Annotated in this window: 13 protein-coding genes and 2 pseudogenes; 8 read left to right on the top strand and 7 right to left on the bottom strand. The window is 72.3% G+C overall.

The window, feature by feature from the left end; all coding sequences use genetic code 11:
* Positions 1–503: 503 nt before the first annotated feature.
* Positions 504–1,175 (bottom strand): TetR/AcrR family transcriptional regulator, encoded by a 672-nt coding sequence (locus tag ACIQ7M_RS23460; RefSeq protein WP_403647437.1) that lies wholly within the window; start codon positions 1,173–1,175, stop codon positions 504–506.
* Positions 1,176–1,403: 228 nt separating this feature from the next.
* Between ACIQ7M_RS23460 and ACIQ7M_RS23455 the strand changes: the two genes are divergently transcribed.
* A complete protein-coding gene (locus ACIQ7M_RS23455) occupies positions 1,404–2,663 on the top strand; it encodes a YncE family protein (RefSeq protein ID WP_403647434.1) in 1,260 nt (419 codons plus the stop codon).
* 7 nt (positions 2,664–2,670) lie between these two features.
* Here ACIQ7M_RS23455 and ACIQ7M_RS23450 read toward each other — a convergent pair whose 3' ends face one another.
* Both ACIQ7M_RS23450 and ACIQ7M_RS23445 read right to left on the bottom strand, forming a co-directional pair.
* Positions 2,671–4,539: an endoglycosylceramidase gene (locus ACIQ7M_RS23450; RefSeq protein WP_403647431.1), complete on the bottom strand. Its 1,869-nt coding sequence runs from the start codon at positions 4,537–4,539 to the stop codon at positions 2,671–2,673.
* Between the two features lie 111 nt (positions 4,540–4,650).
* Complete coding sequence (locus ACIQ7M_RS23445) at positions 4,651–6,636, bottom strand: GTP-binding protein (protein WP_403647428.1); 1,986 nt, start codon at positions 6,634–6,636, stop codon at positions 4,651–4,653.
* A 216-nt stretch (positions 6,637–6,852) separates the two neighbouring features.
* Between ACIQ7M_RS23445 and ACIQ7M_RS23440 the strand changes: the two are divergent.
* Both ACIQ7M_RS23440 and ACIQ7M_RS23435 read left to right on the top strand, forming a co-directional pair.
* Positions 6,853–7,074: pseudogene (locus ACIQ7M_RS23440) on the top strand (XdhC family protein); the annotation flags it as partial.
* 603 nt (positions 7,075–7,677) lie between these two features.
* A pseudogene (locus ACIQ7M_RS23435) lies at positions 7,678–8,340 on the top strand (XdhC family protein); the annotation flags it as partial.
* 55 nt (positions 8,341–8,395) lie between these two features.
* Here the strand turns inward: ACIQ7M_RS23435 and ACIQ7M_RS23430 are convergent.
* Together ACIQ7M_RS23430 and ACIQ7M_RS23425 are read right to left on the bottom strand one after the other, a co-directional pair.
* Positions 8,396–8,902: a metallophosphoesterase family protein gene (locus ACIQ7M_RS23430; protein ID WP_386979897.1), complete on the bottom strand. Its 507-nt coding sequence runs from the start codon at positions 8,900–8,902 to the stop codon at positions 8,396–8,398.
* A 12-nt stretch (positions 8,903–8,914) separates the two neighbouring features.
* Positions 8,915–11,344, bottom strand: coding sequence for a SpoIIE family protein phosphatase (locus tag ACIQ7M_RS23425; protein ID WP_403647424.1), 2,430 nt, complete (start codon positions 11,342–11,344; stop codon positions 8,915–8,917).
* A gap of 299 nt (positions 11,345–11,643) precedes the next feature.
* On the opposite strand from ACIQ7M_RS23425, the gene ACIQ7M_RS23420 reads away from it, so the two are divergent.
* Positions 11,644–13,812: a SpoIIE family protein phosphatase gene (locus ACIQ7M_RS23420; protein WP_403647421.1), complete on the top strand. Its 2,169-nt coding sequence runs from the start codon at positions 11,644–11,646 to the stop codon at positions 13,810–13,812.
* Positions 13,813–13,987: 175 nt separating this feature from the next.
* Here ACIQ7M_RS23420 and ACIQ7M_RS23415 read toward each other — a convergent pair whose 3' ends face one another.
* On the bottom strand, positions 13,988–15,370 hold the full coding sequence (locus ACIQ7M_RS23415; RefSeq protein WP_403647418.1) for a S1 family peptidase: 1,383 nt from the start codon (positions 15,368–15,370) through the stop codon (positions 13,988–13,990).
* Between the two features lie 700 nt (positions 15,371–16,070).
* Here ACIQ7M_RS23415 and ACIQ7M_RS23410 point away from each other — a divergent pair.
* The 4 genes from ACIQ7M_RS23410 to ACIQ7M_RS23395 all read left to right on the top strand — a co-directional run bounded on the left by ACIQ7M_RS23410 (position 16,071) and on the right by ACIQ7M_RS23395 (position 22,236).
* Positions 16,071–16,286, top strand: a complete 216-nt coding sequence (locus ACIQ7M_RS23410; protein ID WP_326783939.1) for a type A2 lantipeptide — start codon at positions 16,071–16,073, stop codon at positions 16,284–16,286.
* Positions 16,287–16,377: 91 nt separating this feature from the next.
* The gene (locus tag ACIQ7M_RS23405) at positions 16,378–17,187 is read left to right on the top strand and encodes an HlyD family efflux transporter periplasmic adaptor subunit (protein WP_403647415.1); all 810 of its coding nucleotides are present in this window, start codon (positions 16,378–16,380) and stop codon (positions 17,185–17,187) included.
* Entirely contained in the window at positions 17,184–19,406 is a 2,223-nt protein-coding gene (locus ACIQ7M_RS23400; RefSeq protein WP_403647412.1) for an NHLP family bacteriocin export ABC transporter peptidase/permease/ATPase subunit, read from the top strand. The genes ACIQ7M_RS23405 and ACIQ7M_RS23400 overlap by 4 nt, the downstream gene beginning before the upstream one ends.
* Position 19,407: 1 nt before the next feature.
* Complete coding sequence (locus ACIQ7M_RS23395; RefSeq protein WP_403647409.1) at positions 19,408–22,236, top strand: NHLP bacteriocin export ABC transporter permease/ATPase subunit; 2,829 nt, start codon at positions 19,408–19,410, stop codon at positions 22,234–22,236.
* Positions 22,237–22,240: 4 nt separating this feature from the next.
* Here ACIQ7M_RS23395 and ACIQ7M_RS23390 read toward each other — a convergent pair whose 3' ends face one another.
* Positions 22,241–22,777 (bottom strand): SRPBCC family protein, encoded by a 537-nt coding sequence (locus ACIQ7M_RS23390; RefSeq protein WP_403647406.1) that lies wholly within the window; start codon positions 22,775–22,777, stop codon positions 22,241–22,243.
* Between the last annotated feature and the right edge of the window lie 19 nt (positions 22,778–22,796).

Below are 22,796 nucleotides of genomic sequence, written 5' to 3'. Positions count from 1 at the left end.
ATCGTGCTGCTTCCCACCGCCATGAGGTTGGGCGAGGGAGGCCGTCGAGGTCCCCGCGACCGGTGCACCAGAGAAGTACCTGGGTGGGGTCTCCGGGCGGGGCGTCAGGGAAGAGCCGGTTGAGTACGACTGCGCTCAGCGGTGCTGGTGGCAGCCAGTCCACGGTCAGTCCCTGCGTGATGTCGTGGGTGTGCAGCAGGGTTTCGCCGACGCCCATGGCTGCGAACCCCTCGGGGTCGCACGGACCCCAGTGCCAGGCACGCAAGGTCGGGTCGGCCGCGGCCAACGCGCTGCTGAGCAGCCTGCCGCAGGCGGTGGCGGCCGGGAGTGCCTCAGCCGCACAGGCTCCGCCGCTCACGCCTCCCAGCGGTCGGAACGGACGTCGCCGCACATCCAACCGGCCCGACCACCGACCCGGCGAACCTTGCCGGTCAGAGCACTGGACCACCGCGGACGGTCCTGAGGGCCGCGGACCCGCCCCGCCTCCGCCCCGCCACGGCCGTCTACGAGCCCGGGGTGCCGTCCGTGACCCATCCCGCGGGCCGCAGGATCGCCAGGAGCTGGCGGACCAGCTCCTCCACCACCTCGTCCAGGGTCGCGTCCACCCAGCCGGCGTTCCAGTCGTGCAGCAGGCCGTTCACGCTGCCGATGAAGGCGGTGGCGGCCAGACGGTAGTCGCGCGGTGCCGCCTCCCCGCGGGCCACGGCGCCGGCCGCCTCCCCGCAGATGAACTCCACCCACCGGGCCCGGCGGGCGAGCCGCTGCTCCTCAAGCCGCGCGCTCACGCCGATGATCTCCACGAAGGTGATGCGGATACGGCGCGGATCACTCGTCACGTTCGCCGCGTAGGCGCGGAAGAGGGCGGTGGCGCGCTCGGCGAGCGGCAGGTCACGGGCCTCGGCCAGCGCGTCCAGGGCGGCCCGCTCGGCCCAGTCGTTGACCTGGAGATGGAGGACCGCAAGCACGTCCTCGAGGCTGCGGAACGCCTCGTAGAACTGGCGGGTGGACAGTCCCGCCGCCTCGCTGAGGGCCGCCACGGTCGTCGACCGGTAGCCGGGCCCGGCGCCGAACAGTTCCAGCCCCGCGTCGAGGAAGCGATGGCGGCGCTCCGCCTGCCGCTCCTCGGCCGTCCGGCCGCCGTACCGGCCGGTGGGCCGTCTCACCCTGCCGTCCACGCGTTCCTCCCCTGACCCGAGCCGGCGTTCGCCCCTTCGGCGATTTTCTCGTGCACCGCCCCTTGTGAAGAGGCTCCCCCAGTCCTTACTTTCCAGTAAGCACACTTTGAAAGCACGCGTGTTCAGATTGCAGCTTGTCATGATCACACCACTTCTCTTGTCGCGCACGCACAGCACGCGTCACCCGGTTCGCCGACCCGCACTCCCCCACTACGACAGGGACCCTCCATGCCCGTGCTCAGAGCCAGACACCTCTGTACGCTCGCCGCGGCCCTCACGCTGACCCTCGGCGGCACGGCGACCGCCGCGTCCGCGGCCGCCGTCCAGGCCGGCGCCTCCGATCTGCGCGAGGTGATGTTCGTCGGGAACAACTGGGAAGGCACCGCGGACGTCATCAAGTCCACCGGCGACTTCGCGAAGGTCGGCCGGGTCGACGTCATCCCGGACAAGGCCGAGCGGATGGCGGCGATCAACGCGGACCCCATCAAGTGGGCCTATTTCATGGGCATCCGCAACGGCGTCGGCGAGGGGCACGACCAGTTCGTCGACGACATGTACTCCACGCCCGACGGACGGTCGGTGGTGGTCTCGCGCCCGAGCTTCGCCGACGTCGTCTCGATCGACCTCGCCACCGGACGGATCAACTGGCGTTTCGCCGTGTCGGGTTACCGATCCGACCACATGGCCGTGTCGCCGGACGGCACCCGGGTCGCGGTGTCGGCCTCCACCGCGAACACCGTGCACGTGCTCGACATCACGACCGGCAGACAGCTCGGCTCGTTCGCCACCGGCGACAAACCGCACGAGAACATCTTCACCCGCGACGGCAAGTACATCTGGAACATGGCCATCGGCGACGTGACCACCGCTCTCGACGAACCCTGGCTGGACTGGACGAAGGGTGACCGGAAGATCACCGTCGTCGACGCGGCCACCTTCAAGCAGGTGAAGGTGATCGACATGCGTCAGCGCCTCGACGCCATCGGCCTCAGGGACTACTCCGACGCCGTGCGCCCGGCCGTCTTCTCGCCGGACGAGTCCAAGCTGTACTTCCAGGTCTCGTTCTTCAACGGCTTCCTGGAGTACGACGTGGCCACCGACAGGATCACCCGGGTCAAGACCCTCCCGAAGAACCCAGCGACGAGCAGCGACCGCACGACATGGGTCAACGACTCGCGCCACCACGGGATTTCGATGAACCCGTCGGGCACCGCGCTGTGCGTCGCGGGGACCATGGACGACTACGCGACGGTCGTCGACCGCGCGACCCTCCAGGAGGGGCCGCTGATCCCCGCCTCCAAGCCGTACTGGGCGACCGTGAGCGGGGACGGCAAGGACTGTGTCGTCTCCGAGAGCGGCGCCGACCAAGTCACCGCCATCGACTTCGCCACCGGGCGGAAGACGGTGTCGGTACCGGTCGGCGACCATCCCCAGCGGGTCCGGCTCGGCCACGTCGAGGTGAACTGGATGGGTTCGTCAGGTAGTTGACCGGCACTCAGCCGAATCGCGCGGCGGCCCAGGCGGCGAGTTCGGTCCGGGCACCGTTCAGCAGGGCGGCGGACGGAGCGGCGGCCCCGTTCGTGACCAGCGCGTAGTGCACGGTTCCCGAGCCGGACGCGGTGAGCAGGAGGCGCCGGCTTCCGGTCCCGCCCGGCTCGGGAGCCACGGCCACGGGTGTCGTCGTGGTGTAGGCGGGCGGGGAGACCAGCGCACCGAGATCGGACACCACCGTCGTGGCCGCGGTGGGGAACGAGGCCGGCAGATGGAGTTCGGTGGGCGCGGACCCGCCGCCGGAGCGCCAGACGAGCAGGCCGTACTGACCCGTGCCCACCAGTTGGGAGACCTGGGGCAGGGTCGAGGGCACCGGGTTCCAGGTCAGCGTGGTGGAGCCGTCGCGGGAGCGGTCCTCGTAGGTGAAGGCGAGGGTGGAGCCGGCGGTGGCGCCGGGGTACAGCCGGTCGAGCAGCCGGGCGTCCTGGCGCAGTACGGCCGTGCCCGAGTCGTCGAGGCGCACGGCGGAGAGGTCCTCGTCGTTCCAGGCGTCGCCCGAGGTCAGAACCTTGCCGGGGTTGTCGTTCATCAGCTCGTGGTGACGGCCGCTGTAGATGTCCCACTGCCACTGGGTACCGGACAGGACCGGTCCCGAGGACGCTGCCCCGGTCCACCAGCCGGAACCGGGCAGGCGGGAGTCGAGGGCCTGGTACATCGCCTTGTCGACGGTCGGGGCCTTGTCCGAGACCGTGCCGGAGAGCGGATGGCCGAACTCGCTGACGAGAGCCGTGGTCCCGGTGGCCGAGGCCCGGTCCCGGACGGCGGCGAAGTCACTCGCGTACTGGCCGTCCGACGCCTTGCCCCACATGAGGATGCCCGAGATGGCCTTCTGGTCGTAGAAGTGGGTGTTGAACACATAACGCGGACCGAGGGTGCCCGCGTCGAGCAGTCCGCCCTCCTGCTTCTGGGAGGAGATGTTGGCGTTCCAGAAGAGGTTCGGTTCCACGAAGGCGGGCTTGTCCTGCCAGCCGGCCGCGTCCATACGGGCCCGGAACCTGCCGTAGAACGGCCAGAGCAGGTCACGCTCCCAGGTGCGGCTCGTCTGCCCCGCCTCGTAACTGCCCGCGTAGGGCTCGTTGTACGGGTCGAAGCCGGTGACGCCCGCGAACTCGGCCGTGGTGAGGTGCTGCCGGACGTACGTCATCGTGGCCTGGGCCGTGGTGAGAAAGGCGTCCTGGAGGCCGTAGGAGTTGTGCCAGAAGTCGTACTGCGCCGCCTTGACGGCGTTGTTCTGGGTGATGTTCTGGCCCCAGAAGAGGCAGATGCCGCAGGACTCCTGCGGGTAACCGCCCGCGGTCACCGCCCATTTGGGGGCGCCGTCGCCCGAGTACCAGCTTCCCGAGTTGAAGAGGTACCGGGAGTAGAGGTCCTGGTGGAAGTCGGGGAAGACACGTATGCCCGCGTCGAGGAAGGCGCGCATCTGGTCGGTGGCCGCGCCGAGATAGGCGCTGTCGACCTGGCCGCGGACCGGTTCGGCGTGCGCCCAGGAGAACAGGAAGCGCACGGAGTTGCCGCCGCCCAGGGCACGCAGCGCCGTCGCGGACTTCGTCGCGTCGGCGACCGAGGCGAAGGGCAGTCCGCCGTTCTCCTCCAGTTTGGTCTCGCCGGAGACGTTGTAGCCGCGCAGCACGACCTCGCGGCCGAGGCCGTCGGTGAAGCGGCCGTTCGCGACCGTGAGGGCGGCGGCGGCCGGCTGGTCGAACCACAGGGAGTCGGGGAGTCCGTCCGCGGCGGCGGGCTCGGTGCCCGCCGCCGTGAGGAATCCGGTGAGGAGTACGAGGACGCCGATCAGACGCGCACGTAACTTTGGCATGCTCACAACAGTCCTGCGGGTGCCGGAGACCGTCAACACCTCTGACTCATGAGTAAGTTTCTCGTTTCACCCCGCCCCGCGCGGCGGCCGCGAGCGCGGCCGGCCGCGGGCTCAACCTCCCACCCTGCGCGTCAGGTTCAGCAGATACTCCTTGCGGTCCAGCGGGTTCAGGTCGGTCCGGGGACGGTCCGGGATCACGTCCCGCGCCACCGGCGCGTAGTGTTCGAAGGCGCATTCCAGCTCGCCCTCCCCTCGCGTCGGACCCGGGAGCTGCTGCTCCAGCTCGTGCGCCCGCACCACCGGGAGGATCCCCTCCAGCACACACGAGGAGCCGTGGATCCGGGTGGTCCGCGGCACGGCCCGCTGCCGGGCCAGCAGGGGCAGCACGGCGCCGAGGGTGTCCGCGGGCGCCTCCAGACGGAAGTGGTGCACCGGCTCGTACACCCGGGTCCCGGCCGCGCGCAGTGCGGCGGTCAGCACCAGCGGGGTCAGGCCCCTGAAGTCGGCGCCCGTGCTGGACATGCTCTTGTCGAAGCCCTGGTGGGCATGGCTCTGGCGCGGCGAATAGCCCGCGTGCGTCATCGTGACGACGCAGTCGGTCACCTGCCAGCCGTGCAGTCCCTGCCCCAGCGTCTCCGCGACGGTGTCCTCGACCGCCTTGAAGAAGGCGTACGGCATCGATCCGAGCTCGACCTCCAGCCGGAAGTCCACCCCTGAGCCGACCGGCGCCGGTTCGACGCGCAGGCCGACCGTCGCGAGGAAGGGATTGGGGTCCTTCTTGTTGAACTCGGCCGCGGCGCCGGTGCCCAGGGGCCGTTCGACACAGAGCGGGGTCGTCTCGCGGAACAGGACGTCGACGCCGAACTCGTCGGCCAGGGTCGCCTGGAGGACCTCCTTCTGCACCTCGCCGTAGAGCGACACGGAGATCTCCCCGCGCAGTTCGTCGTGCCGCAGTCCGATGAGCGGGTCCTGCTCGGCGAGTTGGGTGAGCGCCGTGTGCAGCGCGCCCTTGTCGGCCGGGCGGGCGGGAGAGACGACGGTCTCCAGGGTCGGCGGGGCGAAGTGGTGTCCGCCCGCCGGCGAGAGCGGCGGTTCGCCGATGGTGTCACCGATCCGGACGGCGCCGAGTCCCCACAGCTTGCCGATGCGTCCCGCGCTCACGGACGCCTCGCGGACCGCCGAGCCCTGGTCGAAGACGCTGATCGCGGTGACCTTCCCCTCCTCGCCGTCGCGCAGGGTGAGCCGGTCGCGGGTCCGCAGGGTTCCCGAGAACATCCGCGCGTACGCGATCTTCTCGCCGGCCGCTCCGCGTTCGACCTTGAAGACGCTGCCCGACAGCGGCCCGTCGGCGTCCGCCTCGGCCACGGGCAGCAGCTCCCGGATTCCGGCGACGAGATCGGTGACGCCCGCGCCCGTCATGGCCGATCCGAAGAACACGGGGTGCACCAGGGCCTGTCCGGTCTGCCGGACGAGCGCGCCGCGCAGACGCTCGTACGACACGCCGTCCTCGACGTACGCGGCCAGCAGCTCCTCGTCGTGCCCGGCGAGGGGGTCGAGAAGGTGCGGCCGCAGCCGGTCGGCGGGGTAGGGGGTGAAGTGCGCGTCCGGCGTGCCCAGTTCACCGGGTTCGCCCATCGGGACGATCGCCGGGGTGAGGCGTTCGGAGATCTTGGCCAGGATCTCCTCGTGCCGGGCTCCGCGGCGGTCGATCTTGTTCACGAAGATCAGCGTGGGAATGCGCAGCCGCTGAAGCGTCCGCATCAGCACGCGTGTCTGCGCCTGCACGCCCTCCACGGCCGAGACGACGAGCACGACGCCGTCGAGCACGCCGAGGACCCGTTCCACCTCGGCGATGAAGTCCGGGTGACCGGGGGTGTCGATCAGGTTGACGGTGAGGTCGTCGATCGCGAAGGAGACGACGGCGGATTTGATCGTGATGCCGCGCTGCCGCTCCAGCGCGAGGAAGTCGGTCCGGGTGTTCCCGTCGTCGACGCTGCCGATCTCGTCGATGACCCCGACCGTGTGCAGCAGCCGCTCGGTCAGGCTCGTCTTACCGGCGTCTACGTGCGCCAGGATTCCCAGGTTGAGCATATGCACCGGGTGTCATGTCCTTTGAGATGAGAGTGATTCCTTCCTGGGTGGACATGAACGGTGCGCGCATGTGCTGCTCCTCGGTCCCGGTGAACACGTTCCCGCCAGTGCAGCAGGAGGCCGGCCGGGACGGCAACGTATTAACGCTCAACGAAATCTCGTCGCGGGGCGGATCCTTGAAGGTGACCCGAGAGGTGTGACCGCACGCGAGAGGAGCGGACGATGCGTGACATCCTCCCCGCGCTCCACGCGTGGTACACGGCCGGCTCGCCCTTCGGACTGGCCACGGTGGTGGCGGTCGGCGACAGCGCGCCCCGCGACCCGGGCGCGGCCATGGCGGTGGGTCCGGGGGACGAGGTCGTGGGCAGCGTGTCCGGCGGCTGTGTCGAGGGCGCGGTCTTCGAACTGGCCCGGGAGGTGATCGCCTCGGGCGAGGCGCGCCTGGAGACGTTCGGGTACAGCGACGAGGACGCCTTCGCCGTCGGACTCACCTGCGGCGGGGAGATCACCCTGCTGGTCCGGCGGGTGTCGGCGGCCGGCGATCCGGCCTTCGGCACGGTGGCCGAGTCGGTGGCGGCGGGCCGCCCGGTGACGCTGGCGACGGTACTGGACGGCCCGGCGCCACGAGGGGCGACACTGGCCGTCCGGCCCGACGAGAGCCCGGCCGAAACGGGGCCCCGCGGCCCGACGCCCCCCACCGACCCGCATGGCACGCCCGGCCCGGCAGGTCCCGACGACGCCGCTGGTCTGGACGGCATGCCCGGCCCGACAGGCCCCGACGGCCCGGAGGGCACGCCCAGCCCCGCAGGCCCGGACGGCACCCCCGGCCCGGTGGGTTCCGGCCCGGTGGGTTCGGACGGCGCACCCTGCCCGGTGGGCCCCGACGGCCCGGAGGGCACGCCCAGCCCCGCAGGCCCGGACGCCACACCCGGCCCGGTGGGCCCGGACAGCACGCCGGGCTCGGCAAGCCTGGACGCCGCCCCCGGCTCGACAGACCCGGACCCCGCTGCCTCCGCCCCGCCCGGGCCGACGGACCCGGACGGCGGGGTCGTCGGGTCGCTCGGGTCCAGGGGGCTGGACGTCGCCGTCGCCGCCGACGCGCGCGGGGAGCTGGCTCAGGGGGCGACGGGACGTCGGCACTACGGGCCGCACGGTGAGCGGCGGGAGGACGCCGTCACCGTCTTTCTGCACTCCTTCGCGCCGCCTCCGCGCATGCTCGTCTTCGGCGCGATCGACTACGCGTCCGCCGTGGCCCGCATCGGGGCCTTCCTCGGCTACCGGGTCACGGTGTGCGACGCCCGTCCGGTGTTCGCCACGCCCGAGCGCTTCCCGGCGGCCGTGGAGGTCGTCGTGGACTGGCCGCACCACTACCTGAGCGGCACGACGACCGACGCGCGCACGGTGATCTGCGTCCTGACGCACGACCCCAAGTTCGACGTACCCCTGCTGGAGGAGGCACTGCGCCGCCCGGCCGCGTACATCGGGGCGATGGGCAGCCGCCGCACCCACGACGACCGCCTGGAACGGCTGCGCGCGGCCGGTGTGCCCGAGCACGAGCTGTCCCGGCTGCGCTCCCCCGTCGGCCTCGACCTCGGGGCCCGTACGCCGGAGGAGGTGGCCGTGTCCGTCGCCGCGGAGATCATCGCGCTGCGCTGGGGCGGCAGCGGGCTGCCCCTGGCGGCCAGGGGCGGGGCGATCCATCCCCGGTGAGAGGAGCCGGCCAACCGGCGCCGGGTGGCCCGTGTCCGGCCCCGTGGCCGCGGGATCAGCCCGTGCGCGGGGGCAGCCGGTGCAGGGTCAGCTCGGTGAGCCGGCCGTCGGTCGCCGTCGCGGTCATGTACGTGCGGTACGGCTCGCGGCGGCGGTCGGTCGGGGAGCCGGGGTTGAGCAGGCGCAGCCCGGTGGGCGCGGTGCTGTCCCAGGGAATGTGGCTGTGGCCGAACACCAGGACGTCGAGGTCGGGAAAGCGCCGCGCGCAGCGCTGTTCGCGGCCTTGGGCGGAGCCGGTCTCGTGGACGACACCGAAGCGCAGGCCGCCCAGCTCGGCACGGGCGACTTCGGGGAGGCGGGCCCGCAGCGCCGGGCCGTCGTTGTTGCCGTACACCCCGATGAGCCGCCGGGACCGGGCCTCCAGCAGGTCGAGGGCGGCGGTGTCCACCCAGTCCCCCGCGTGGATCACGACGTCGGCCGAGGGGAGCTCGGCGAGCAGCGCGGCGGGGAGTTCCCGGGCCCGCTTGGGCAGGTGGGTGTCGGACATGAGCAGCAGTCGCACGGCTTCCCCTCGTCAGTCGAGCGCGATCTCGCTCCAGACCTGCTTCCCGCCGCTCACCGGCACCGTGCCCCAGGTCGCCGACATCGCCTCGACGAGCAGGATGCCCCGGCCCCCGGTGGCCTCCCAGCCGATGCTGGTGGGCTTGATCGGCGTGCGGGGCGAGTTGTCGGCGACCGCGATGCGCAGGCGGTGGTTGACGAGGGTGAGGTCGAGCCTGACCTGGCCGTCGGTGTGCACCAGGGCGTTGGTGACGAGCTCCGAGACGATCAGCAGGGCGGCGTCCGTGTACGCGCCGACGCCCCAGCTCCGCAGGGCGCGCCGGGTGTAGCGGCGGGCGTGCCGGACCGCCTCGGGGACCCGCCAGACGGTCCAGCTCTCGCGGAGCGGCAGGACATCCATGCCGTCGTACCGCATCAGCAGGAGGGCCACGTCGTCGCTGCGGTTGGCGCCCGTGAGCAGTTCGTCGGCGACGAGACCGAGGTGGGCGGGGTCCGAGCCGGCCAGGCCTTCGGCGAGACGTCTCAGACCGTCCTCGATGTCGACCTCGACGGACTCGACCAGTCCGTCGGTGGTCAGCGCGACGATGGTGCCGGGCTGGAGCCTGAGCGGGCTCATGGGGTAGTCGGCCTGCCGGATGACACCGAGGGGCGGCCCGGTCTCGGACTCGGGGACCTCGGTGCGGCCGTTCGGGTGACGCAGTACCGGCGGGATGTGTCCGGCGCGCACATACCAGGCGGACCCCTCCTCTATGTCGACGTCGACATAGCAGCAGGTGGCGAAGAGGTCGGTCTCCAGATCGAGCAGGAGCCGGTTGGCGTGCGAGACCACCACGTCCGGCGGGTGGCCCTCGACGGCGTAGGCGCGCAGGGCGGTGCGCATCTGGCCCATGACGGTCGCGGCCGAGGCGTTGTGCCCCTGCACGTCACCGATGACGAGGGCGACGTGGTTGTCGGGCAGCGGGATGACGTCGTACCAGTCGCCGCCGACGTCCAGGCCCGACGTGGTGGGCAGATAGCGGGCGACGGCGACCGCGCCGGGCAGCCGGGGCAGCCGGCGTGGGAGCAGGGTCCGCTGGAGCATGGAGATCAGTTCGTGCTCGGCGTCGAAGGCGTGGGCGCGCACCAGGGCCTGCCCGGCGAGGCCCGCGGAGGCGGTGAGCAGCGCCCGCTCCTCGGGTCCGAACTCGTGCGGGGCGTCCCAGCCGATCAGGCAGGCGCCGGCCATGCGGCCGCCCGCGGGCAGCGGCAGCACGGCGAGTCCGCCGGGGCCCACCTCGGCGAGCGCGGGCTCCAGGTCCGCGCCGGCGGGCCAGATGGCGGGCCGACCCTCGCTGAGGGCCGCGGCGAGCGTGGGCATGGCCCGGACCGGGGCGTCGGGCCACTCCGAGCGCCATTCACTGCGCCACAGCTCCGGCCAGAATTCCGGCTGAGGCGGGTCCAGGAGCGTGACGACGAGACGGTCGCCCTCCAGCTCGGCGACGGCGATCCGGTCGGCCTGGAGGGGCTTGCGCAGGGCGGCGACGACGGCCTGGCCGACGTCGCGGACCGTGCCGGCGGTGGCGAGGGCGGCGGCGAGGCGCTGGACGCGGCCCACGTCACTCAGGCCGGAGCGCAGCTTGGAGGCGTCGGAGACGGTGCCGACGAGCCGTGCGGGGCGGCCCTCGGCGGAGGGCAGCAGGCGGGCGCGCAGCCGGAGCCACTTGTGGCCGCCGGACGGCTGGAGGATACGGAACTCCAGCTCGCGTTCACCGATCGACATGTGGTCCGGTTCCACCGCGGACATCAGTGCCGGGAGGTCCTCGGGCACGGCCATCGACAGCAGGGTCTCGACCTTGCCGTCGAAGGCGGTGGGGGACAGTCCGAACAGTTCGAGCACGTCGTGGTCGACCTCGACGTGTCCGGTGTCCATGGCGAGGCTGAACGAGCTGGCGGGCAGGTCCGCCGCCGCGTCCGGCGGCGCGGGCGGGACGACGACGGCTTCGGCGATCAGCCCGAGGCAGGCCCGGTCCTCGTCGCCGAAGCCGGCGGGGCCGTCGCTGACGGCGACCATGCAGCCGTTGTCCCGCAGCGGCAGTACGGCCAGTGAGAAGTCCTGGGAGGCCAGCCGCCGGGCGTCGGCGCAGCGGGCGAGCTCCTCCGGTCCGAGCCAGCAGGGCCGTCCCGAGCGCAGGGCCTCTGCGGCCGGGGAGCCGCCGGACAGGGGGTAGCTGTCGCGGAGCCCGTACAGCGTCCTGGGCACCCCCGCGGACTCGGCCAGATGCAGTTCACCGCCGCTCACACTCGGTGAGTAGACGGCGGCCACGGCCGCACCGGTGAAGACGAGTGCCTGTTCCAGCAGGCGGTGCAGCCGTTCGCGCGGGTCGAGATCCGCGGTGAGCGTCTTCAGGGCAAGTTCGGCACGCGACGTTCTCCTTCCGCGTTCCGCAGCACCCTCACTGACCACGCCGTCATTACAGCGCTTCCCGGGCTCGGGCGCAGCCCCTGTGACCGTTCCGAACGCGTCGGGCCTGCGGTGAAGGCCGTGCGGGACGGCCGATCGAACGAAATCGAATCCACCGGGGTTCATGTGTTTCACACAGCGCTCTCATGACGAAAGTGACGGTTCGTGTCCCGCCCGGCCGGAACCGGTCGCCGGGCCGGGCGCCCGCCGGGGCGGACGGGTCGGCTCGCCGTGCGCGATCGGCCGACAGGGAGGAGCCTTGTCCCCTGGAAGGCGGAGGTCGTGGACGGCCCCGCGAGGAGGTGGTCGCCGTGTCCGACGGACAGGAGACCGCGCAGGCGCCGGCCGCTCGGCCGGCCCCCGTGGGACGTCCGCTGCTGTCGCTGGCGCTGGCCGCGATGATGGACGACGTGGACGCCCATTCGGGAGCCGTCTATCTGCTGTCCGCCCAGGAGCCGGTGCTGGAGATGACGGTCTCCGCGGGACTGCCACGGGCCTTCGCCGCGCCGTGGGAGCGGGTGGGGCTCAACGCGCCGATCCCGGTCGCCGAGGCCGTACGGGGGCGGCGGCTGGTCTGGGTGGGGGGCGAGCACGAGATGGCCCGCAGGTATCCCCGGATCGCGGTGGTGCTCCCGTATCCCTTCGCGCTCGTCGCGCTTCCGGTGGCGACGGCGGGCACGGTGTACGGGGCCGTCTACGTGACCTGGCCCGGCTCGCATCCGCCCGACCTCTCCGACCGGGAGCGCGATCGCCTCTCGGCGGCCTGCGACCGGCTCGCGCTGCGGCTGGAGCGGGCCGCCGCGGAGAACCGCCCGCTGCACCCCGAGCCGGACCTCCTCACGCCCTCCCCCACGGCGCCGGGCGGCACGCTCGGCTCGGTGGAGGCGGCACGGATGGTGGGGCGGCTGCCGTACGGGCTGTGCTCGCTGGATCTGCACGGGCGGGTCGGGTTCGCGAACGCGGCGACGGCCGAGCTGCTCGGGGTACCGGTCAGCGGTCTCCTGGGCACCCAGCTGTGGGCGGCCGTGCCCTGGCTGAACGACCCGGTCTACGAGGACCGCTACCGGGCGGCGCTGATCAGCCAGCACGTGACCTCCTTCGTCGCGCTGCGCCCGCCGGGCGAATGGCTGTCGTTCCGGCTGTATCCGAGTACGAGCGGGCTGAGCGTGCGGATCTCGCGGGCCCGGCCGGTGTCGGAGATGACGCGGGCGGGACCGCAGCGACGCGACGGCAGCCCCCGTCTGGTGACGATCTCCCATGTGCTGAGCCTGGCGAGCGCGCTGACGGAGGCGGCGGGCGTGCAGGACGTGGTGCAGCTCGTGGCGGACGAGATCTCGCCCGCCGTCGGCAGCCAGTCCCTCGTCGTCCTCGCCAGCCGGGCCGGGCGCATGCACGTCCTCGGGCACCGGGGCTATCCGGACGCGCACATCGTGGAGCGCTTCAACGGGCTGCCGCTGAGCGAGCAGACCCCGGGCACCCAGGCGCTGAACACCGGCGTGCCCGCGTTCTTCGACTCGCGCGAGCAGTTGGAGCGGCTGTATCCGGCGCGGAACGCCACACCCGACGGCATGGGCGCGTGGGCGTATCTGCCGCTGGTGGCCTCCGGGCGGCCGGTGGGCACCTGCGTCCTCGGGTACGCGCAGTCCCACCACTTCGCGGCCGACGAGCGCGCGGTGCTGACCAGTCTGAGCGGGCTGATCGCCCAGGCGCTGGAGCGGGCCCTGCTCTACGACGCCAAGCTCCAGCTCGCGCAGGGGCTGCAGGCCGCGCTGCTGCCGGCGTCGCTGCCGCCGCTGGCCTCGGTGGAGGCGGCGGCGCGCTATCTGCCGGCGACCCAGGGCATGGACATCGGCGGGGACTTCTACGACATGGTGTCCTCGAACGGCCGGGCGGCGGCGGTGATCGGGGACGTGCAGGGGCACAACGTGACGGCGGCCGGGCTGATGGGGCAGATCCGTACCGCCGTCCGCGCGTACACGGCGGTCGGCCAGGCGCCGGAGGAGGTGATGGGGAGCACCAACCGGCTGCTCATCGACCTGGGCACCGAGCTGTTCGCCAGTTGTCTGTATCTGCGCCTGGACCCGGCGCGCGGGGTCGCGGTGATGGCCCGGGCGGGGCATCCGCCGCCGCTGCTGCTCCGGCCGGACGGCAAGGTGAAGGTGCTCGACCTGGCGGGCGGGCCGCTGCTGGGGATCGACGCCCACGCCGTCTATCCGACGACCGAGGTGCCGCTCGTCCCCGGGTCGGTGCTCGCCCTCTACACCGACGGTCTGATCGAGTCCCCGGGTGTCGACATCGAGGACGCGCTCGCCGACCTCGCGCGACGGCTCGCCGCGAACGGGCACCAGCCCCTGGACGAGCTGGCCGACACGCTGCTCCAGCAGGGCGGGGAAGCCACGCGGGAGCGGCCCGACGATGTCGCCCTGCTCCTGCTGCGGGTACGGCCGCGCGGTGGGACCGACGCCGGATGAGGAGCGGTCCGGCCCTCCCGCCGGAGGGCCGGACCTGTCCACTGTCGACCGGAATTCCCTGTTCCGTTGGCCGGTCAGTGGTTCTTGATCGCCGGTTTCACCGGCTTCACGGGGCGGACACGAGGTCCGGACCGTCACCCGTGGCCGCGGCCCACTGTCAGGCCGCGGCACCGGACTACTGGTGCTTCCTGTGGGACTTGTGGTGCGTCGCGTTCTGGCCGGCGTCCGCGCCCGCCGCGTCACTGGCGCCCGGGTCCACCGCGTCACCGCCGGCGCCGGGGTCCACCGCGCTCGCGCTCGGGTCCACCGCGTCGCCGCCGGCGCCCGGGTCCACGGCGCCCGGGTCCGCGGCGCCCGGGTCCGCGGCGCTCGCGCTCGGGTCCACCGCGCCGCCGGCACCGGCGTCACCGGCACCCGCGTCGCCCGCACCCGCACCCGCACCCGCGTCACCGGCGCCCAGCGTCGCACCGGTCGCCGCCAGGGCGGTGGTGACGGGCTGGAAGAAGGTCTCGCCGCCGGCCGTGCAGTCACCGCTGCCGCCCGAGGTCAGGCCGACCGCGCCGCCGTCCTGGGTGAACAGGGAGCCGCCGCTGTCGCCCGCCTCGGCGCAGACATCGGTCTGGATGAGGCCCGTGACGGTGCCCTCCGGGTAGTTCACGGTGGCGTTGAGACCGGTCACGTTGCCGTCGTGCAGACCCGTGGTGCTGCCCATCCGGAAGACCTGCTGACCCACGGCGGCTTCGACGGCCGCGTTGATCTGGACGCTCTGCCCGTTGCCGACGTTCACGGCGCTGTTCGTCTGCGTGGCCGGGTCGTCGTACTTGACGAGGGAGAAGTCGCCGTCGCCGGGGAAGGTGGCCTGGTCGACGGTCGCGATGGGCGCGCCGGCCTGCGCGTCCGACCACTGGGCGGCGGCGACACCGCAGTGACCCGCGGTGAGGAAGGCGGGGGTGCCGTCGCCCGCGGTGACGTTGAAGCCGAGCGAACAGCGCGCGTTGCCGCCGAAGATGGCGTCGCCGCCGTCGACGAAGGTCTTGAGCGTGCCGGCCGACTTCGAGAGGGTCGCCACGCCGGAACCGAGGTTCTTGACGGTCGACTCCACCGTGTTCCACTTGTCGCCCGTGACGGTGGAGTCCGCGGTCACGCGGATCTCGTTGGTCTTCGGGTCGACGGACCACGAGGTGCCCGGGATCGTGGCGTCGGTCTTGAGCGTCTTCGCGGCGGCCTGCAGCGCGGCGGTGCTGTTCTGCACCTGGTGAGCCACGGCACCGGCCCGCTCGATCTGGTTGACGACGTTGCTGTTGTTACCGACGACGTTGATGACGAGCTGCTTGTTCGCCGCGTCGTAGTACGAGCCGGCGAACGCGTCACCCAGCTGGGAGGCCAGCATGGAGGCGACGTCCGAGACGTCGTTCGACTTGAAGGTTCTGGGAGTGGCGGCGTCCCCGTTCGACTGCGACGCGTTGGCGTTGGGCAGCAGCAGAGCTGCCGCTCCGAGCGCCGCCACGCCGCCTACCGCGATCGCGGCCTTGCGCTTGGGTATCCGTTTGTGACTCAACTCTTGACCTCCTGGGGACGGGGTCGATGCCGCGTCCGGCAGCTGACTAGGGGGCGCCTGGTTGCCGGTTGATACGCGTGTGCCACCCGGGGTGTTCAACTGCCATTGCAAATTGCGGAAGTTGACTTCGCCAAAGCCGTCGATTGCGGAGACAACCGGGTCATTTCCTAGGCGCCGAGGCCGCGGCGCGCGAGCGAGCCGGGGACGCGGCCCTCGGCCGGCCGCCGACGGTGCCGCGCCCTCGATCGGCACGGATGGCGACCAGCCCGTGACGCTCCGTCGACGAGCGGAGGCGGAATCCCGGATTCAGGGAATCTGCACAGCCCGTGCTCACCGGGGGCACGGCGCACCGGGGATCTGCACAGTCGCGCGCCCCCCGCACCCCGATGGGCCGGGACCGCCCCCTTCGGCGCGCGGGTGGCAAGGGCCGGGGTGAACCGATGCCGCGCAGCATGTGAAGAAGTGGCCGCAGAGGCGTGTGCGCCCCTGCACGGTTCACCGCCCATGGAGCGCAAGTTCGCAGGTGAGAGCCCTGGTTGATTGGAAGCGCGCCCCGCGGCCGTGCTTTGATCCGTTGCACCGCGGAGGTCGCACAGCTCCCGGGAACGGGAGCCGCACCCCCGCGGTGGCGGCCGTCGTCTGTCCCCCAGAGGGGGCCGCTCTCCCCCTTGTGAATATCCATATGAAGGGAAGTTCCATCATGAACTCCACCCCCCGTGTCGAGACCGCCGAGATCTCCGACGCCGACCTCGACAACGTCTCCGGTGGCCTCGCGCTGAACGCCGTCGGCACCGTCACCGGCCTGGTGGACGGCGTTGCCCCGGTCTCCGGCATCGTGGGCACGGCCATCGGCACCGTCGAGGGTGTGACCGGCCTGAACACCGCCCCGGTCACCGGCCTGGTCGCCGGTCTCTGATCGCGTTTCACGCCGCCGAGTCCCGGAACCGCCCCACAGGTTCCGGGACTCTCGGGTGCCGTGAGCCTCTCGAACAGGTGAGAAGAGTCCCGTGCAGTTCCGCCAACAGGCCCTCGCCAAGCTGCGGTCCCCCGAAGAGCTCGACCTTCCGGTGCGCCTCGCCCGCCCGCAGGGCCGGCTCGCGCTGGCCGTGACGGTCCTCGCCATGGCCGCCGCCTCTGTCTGGGCGGTGACCGGCACCGTCGCCTCCACCGTCGGCGCGCCCGCCGTCCTCACCCACGCGGAGGGCAGTTACATCCTCCAGAGCCCGGTCGCCGGGCAGGTCACCGCGGTCCTCGCGAAGGAGGGCGAACGGCTTCCCGGGAACGCCCCCGTACTGAAGGTGCGTACGGCGAGCGGGGAGACGGCCGTCGTCCGCACGGTCGCCGCGGGCCGTGTCACCGCCCTGGCCGCCACCATCGGCGCGATCATCTCGACCGGCGCGAACGTCGCCGCCGTGGAGAAGGTCGCCCACGCCACCGACCCCCTGTACGCGACGGTGTACGTCTCCGCCGCGAGCGCCGCCGCCATTCCCGCGGGCGCCGCCGTCGACCTCACCGTCCAGTCGGTGCCCGCCCAGCGCTACGGAGTGCTGCGCGGCCATGTGAAGACGGTCGGCCGCAGCGCGCAGACCCGGCAGCAGATCGCCGCCTACCTCGGTGACGCCCAACTGGGCGAGCAGTTCAGCGAGAAGGGCAGGCCGGTCGCCGTGCTGGTCGGGCTCGACCGCTCGTCGGGCACCCGCAGCGGCCTCAAGTGGTCGTCCGCGGACGGGCCGCCCTACGCGCTCACCTCCATGACCCTGGCCACGGCCTCGGTCCGGCTGGCCGGTCAGCGCCCCGTCGACTGGCTCCTGCCGTGAGCGCCGCGCCGGACACCCGCGGCAGACGGCGCGCCGCCCCGCCCCGGCGCAGTGTGCCCAGGACCCGGGTCAAGACCGTCCGCACCCCCACCGTGCTCCAGATGGAGGCCGTGGAGTGCGGTGCGGCGTCCCTCGCGATGGTGCTCGGCCACCACGGCCGGCACGTCCCGCTCGAAGAGCTGCGCATCGCGTGCGGTGTCTCGCGGGACGGCTCGCGCGCGAGCAACCTGCTGAAGGCGGCGCGCGGTTACGGTCTGACCGCCAAGGGCATGCAGATGGACACGGCCGCGCTCGCCGAGGTGCGGGGGCCCGCGATCCTGTTCTGGGAGTTCAACCACTATGTCGTGTACGACGGCATGGGCCGGCGTCTCGGACGCCGGGGCGTGTTCGTCAACGACCCCGGCAAGGGCCGTCGTTTCGTACCGATGGAGGACTTCGACTCCAGCTTCACCGGGGTCGTCCTGGTCATGGAGCCCGGCCCCGGATTTCGCGGGGGCGGCCGCAGACCGGGGGTACTGGGCGCCATGCCCGCCCGGCTGCGCGGCACTTCGGGCACGATGCCCGTCGCGGTGCTGGCGAGCCTGCTGCTGGTGGCGGTCGGCGCGGCCGTCCCGGCGCTCAGCCGGACGTTCATCGACCAGTATCTGATCGGCGGTCAGAGTTCGCTGCTGGGCGTGCTGTTCGCGTCGATGGGCGCCTCGGTGCTGCTGACGGTGGTGCTGACCTGGCTCCAGCAGGCGAACCTGCTGCGCGGCCGCCTCATCTCCTCGACGCTCTCCAGCGCCCGGTTCCTGCGTCATCTGCTGCGGCTGCCGGTCACCTTCTTCTCCCAGCGCAGCCCGGCCGACCTGGTGCAGCGGCTCCAGTCGAACGACGCGGTGGCCGAGACCCTGGCGCGCGATCTCGCCGCCGCGAGTGTGGACGCGGTCGTCGTCGTCCTGTACGCCGTGCTGCTCTACACGTACGACCCGCAGCTCACGGCCGTCGGCATCGGCGTCGCGCTGCTCAACGTGGTGGCGATGCGCGTGGTGATCCGGCTGCGCGCGACCCGCACCGCCAAGCTGCGCGCCGACACCGCCCGGCTGACCAACACCGCCTACACCGGACTCCAGTTGATCGAGACGATGAAGGCCACCGGTGGTGAGGACGGCTACTTCCGCAAGTGGGCCGGACAGCACGCCACCACGCTGGACGAGCAGCAGCGCCTCGGGGTGCCGAGCGCCTGGCTGGGGGTGGTCGCCCCGACGCTGGCGATGCTCAACAGCGCGCTGATCCTGTGGATCGGCGGTCTGCGGGCGGTCGAGGGACAGATCTCGGTGGGTCTGCTGGTCGCCTTCCAGGCCCTGGTCACCCGGTTCACCGCGCCGGTCACCCGGCTCAACGGTGTCGCCGGCCGCATCCAGGACTTCGCGGCCGACGTGGCCCGGCTCAAGGACGTGGAGAACTTCCGGGCCGACCCGCTCTACGACCGCCCCGGCACCGGTGGATCCACCCGGCGGCTGCGGGGTCTCGTGGAGCTGGAGAACATCACGTTCGGCTACAGCCCGCTCGACGAGCCGCTGCTCGCCGGGTTCTCGCTGACGGTCGGCCCGGGGCAGCAGGTCGCCCTGGTCGGCGGTTCGGGCAGCGGCAAGTCGACGGTGTCCCGGCTGATCTCGGGCCTGTACACGCCGTGGGAGGGCGCGATCCGCATCGACGGCCGCCGTCTGGAGGACATCCCGCGCGGGGCGCTGGCGTCGTCCGTGTCGTTCGTCGACCAGGACGTGTTCCTCTTCGAGGGGACGGTCCGCGACAACGTGGCGCTGTGGGATCCCTCGATCACCGACGACGCGGTGACCGCCGCCCTCCAGGACGCGGCGCTGTACGACGTCGTCGCGCGCCGTCCCGGCGGGATCCACAGCCGGGTCGAGCAGGACGGACGCAACTTCTCCGGCGGCCAGCGGCAACGCCTGGAGATCGCACGGGCGTTGGTGCGCAGGCCCAGCGTCCTGGTGCTCGACGAGGTGACCAGCGCCCTGGACGCGGAGACGGAGCAGACCGTCATGGACAACCTGCGCCGGCGCGGCTGCGCCTGCGTGGTGATCGCCCACCGGCTGAGCACGGTGCGGGACAGCGACGAGATCGTCGTGCTCGAACACGGCTCGGTCGTGGAACGCGGGCGGCACGAGGCACTGGTGGCGGCCGGCGGTCCCTACGCCGGTCTGGTCAGGGAGCGTTGAGATGACCACGGTTCACGAAGGCGTCCACGAGCGGGACGTGGTGCTCGGGGCGCTCGGCGGCATGGGAACCCCGGTCGGCGGCGCGGGCCTGAGCCGTCTCGATCTGGAGGGTCCGCAGGTCCTGTGGCTGGTGGTCGCGGGCGCGATGGACCTGTTCGCGGTCGACGCGGCCCAGCAGGGTCACTGGCATCACCTCGGCCGGCTCGAAGCGGGCTCCTTGCTGCTCGGTCCGGTGACGGGTCCTCAGCACACGCTGGTGGGGAGGCCGTTGCGCGGCTGCGAGCTGCGCCGGATCGGGCTGCGCGAGCTGTACGAGCAGGCCGGCACGGCGACCTGGTCGTACGACGCGTACGGCAACCCCCAGTTCGTGCCGCCGGCGTCGAGCCCGCTGGAGCACGCCCTCGCGCTCGGCGTCGGACGCGGCCTGTCCGTCCTCCTCCAGGCGCCGACGGCCGCCGAGAACGCCCCCGCGCCCACCGACGACGACGTGTTCTGGATGCAAGTCCCGCCGGGGAGCGTGCAGTACGGCTCGCTGTACGGGGCCGAGGCCGCGGCCGACCTGCTGATGGACCCCGGCCTCTGGCAGGGCATGGTCGACCAGCAGTACCGGCTGCTGTCCACGCTCGACCGCTGGATCGAGGAGCTGGAGGCCGGTCACGAGGACCGTACCGCGGCGGGCATCAAGGCCGGTGAGGCCGTCCGTGACCACGCCGACCGGACACTGCTCGCCTCGATCGGCAGACGGCCGGCGAAGCGCGCGACCGCGGCCGAGGCCGACGCCACGTACGCGGCCTGCGAGCTGGTCGCCCGCGCGGCCGGGATCACCCTGGCCGAGCGGGCGGGAGGCGGCGCGGAGAGCGAGCGGCTCGACCCCGTCGAACGGATCGCGCTCGCCTCACGGCTCCGCACCCGTTCCGTACGTCTCGACGGGCGCTGGTGGCGTGACGACATCGGCCCGCTGGTCGGCGGCCGGGCGGTGTCCGGCGCGCCGGTGGCGCTGCTGTGGCGGCGCGGCGGCTACGTCGCCGTACAGCCGTCCTCCGGGCGGGAGACGCCGGTGGAGAAGGCCAACGCGTCGGAGTTCGAGCCTCGGGCGGTGATGTTCTACCGCCCGCTGCCCGAGCGGGGGCTCGGCCCGCTGCGGCTGCTGCGCTTCTGTCTGGCGGGCGCCGGCGGGGATCTGCGCACCCTCGCGGTCAGCGCTCTGGTGACCGTGGCGATCGGCGCCCTGGTGCCGATCGCGACCGGCCGGGTGCTCGGCGAATACGTTCCGAAGGCGGAGCACGGCCTGATCGCGCAGGTCTGTCTCGCGCTGATGGTCACCAGCGTCGTGTCGGCGGCGTTCATGCTGCTCCAGAACCTCACCCTGCTGCGGATGGAGGGCCGGATCGAGGCGAGTCTCCAACCGGCCGTGTGGGACCGGCTGCTGAGGCTGCCCACCTCGTTCTTCGCCGCCCGTTCGACCGGTGAGCTCGCGAGCGCCGCGATGGGCGTGAGCGCGATCCGGCGGCTGCTCGCGGGTATCGGCCCGACGCTGGCACAGGCGGGCACGGTCGGCGCGATGAACCTGGGCCTGCTGGTCTGGTACAGCGTGCCGATGGCGATGGCCGCGATCGGCATGCTCGTGGTCGTCGCGGCCGTGTTCCTGGGTCTCGGTCTGTGGCAGGTGCGCGGGCAGCGCCGTCTGGTGGTGCTGGGCAACAAGCTCAACAACCAGGCGTTCCAGACGTTGCGCGGGCTGCCCAAGCTGCGCGTCGCCGCGGCCGAGAACTACGCGTACGCGGCCTGGGCGGGCGAGTTCGCGCGCAGCCGTGAACTCCAGCAGCGCGTCGGCCGCGTCAAGAACCTGACGACGGTGATGGGCGCGGTGTATCTGCCGCTGTGCTCCCTGCTGATGTTCATGCTCCTGGCGGGCCCGGCGCACGGTTCGCTGTCGGCCGCGGACTTCCTCACGTTCAGCACGTCGCTGACGATGCTGCTGACGTCGGTCACCCAGATCACCGGCGCGCTCGTCTCCGCGGTGGCCGCGCTGCCGATGTTCGAGGAGATCAGGCCGGTGCTCGACGCGACGCCCGAGGTGCGCGGGGCGAGCACGCGTCCCGGTGTCCTGTCCGGCTCGATCGAGGCACGGCGGCTGTCGTTCCGGTACGCCGACGACGGCCCCCTCGTCCTGGACGACGTGTCGTTCGCCGTCCGGCCGGGCGAGTTCGTGGCGGTCGTCGGGCCGAGCGGCTGCGGGAAGTCCACCCTGCTGCGGCTGCTGATCGGCTTCGACCGGCCGGTGTCGGGCAGTGTGCTGTACGACGGCCAGGATCTCGGAGCCCTCGACCAGTCCGCCGTACGGCGGCAGTGCGGTGTGGTGCTCCAGCACGCGCAGCCCTTCACGGGGTCGATCCTCGACTGCATCTGCGGCACCGAGGCGTACACGCCGGAGGAGGCGATGGAGGCGGCCGAGATGGCGGGTCTGGCCGAGGACATCAGGCGGATGCCGATGGGGCTGCACACGCTGGTGGCGGGCAGCGGCGCGATCTCGGGCGGCCAGCGCCAACGTCTCATGATCGCCCAGGCGTTGATACGTCGCCCACGCATCCTCTTCTTCGACGAGGCGACCAGCGCACTGGACAACGCGACGCAGCGCACGGTGATCGAGAGCACCAAGGCCCTGAACGCCACCCGGGTGGTGATCGCGCACCGGCTCTCGACCGTGCTGGACGCGGACCGGGTCGTCGTGATGGAGAACGGCCGGATCGCCCAGCAGGGCCCGCCCGCGGAGCTGTTGGCGGACACGGGCGGACGGCTGCACGAACTGGTGCGGCGGCAGCTCGCCTGAGCGATCAGTCCGCGCCCGGTACCGGGGCGCCCGAGGGGACGCCCGCCTCGACGTAGTCCTCGTAGATCTCCCTCCAGGCCGCGATCCCGCCGGCCCGCGGGCCCTCGGCCGGTTCACCGCGCACCGTCCGGTCGAGGGCGGCGAGGCACACCTCCCAGCCGGCGCCGTTGCGGGCGGCCGTGTTCCGCTCGGCGAGCACGTCGGTGAGCGTGAAACGGGTGCGCCCGCCGTCGAGGGCCTCGAGGTCGAAGCGCAGTTCGTCGCCGCCCCACCCGAAGGAGAGATGGCGGGGCGGGTCGACGGAGAGGACACGCCCGGTCGACCCGGGCATGTGCGGGTCGCCGCTGAACGTGATCGCGCCACCGGGGCGCAGCTCCATCTCGGCACGGGAGGGGAACCAAGCTGCGAGTGCGTCCGGGTCGGTCACGAGCCGCCAGACGCGGTCGGCGGCGAGGTCGTGGACGCGGCGGAAGCGGACGGCGGGGCGGCCGTCGTCCAGGGTCAGATACGCCCCGGTACCCGCGGTGACTTCGGTGGACATGGTGTCCTCGGTCCTTCGG

Origin of the sequence: Streptomyces sp. NPDC096324 (assembly GCF_044763015.1) — a bacterium.
Taxonomy (GTDB): domain Bacteria; phylum Actinomycetota; class Actinomycetes; order Streptomycetales; family Streptomycetaceae; genus Streptomyces.
Note: the sequence above shows the minus strand (reverse complement) of the source record. Positions and strands in the feature narration are given on the sequence as shown.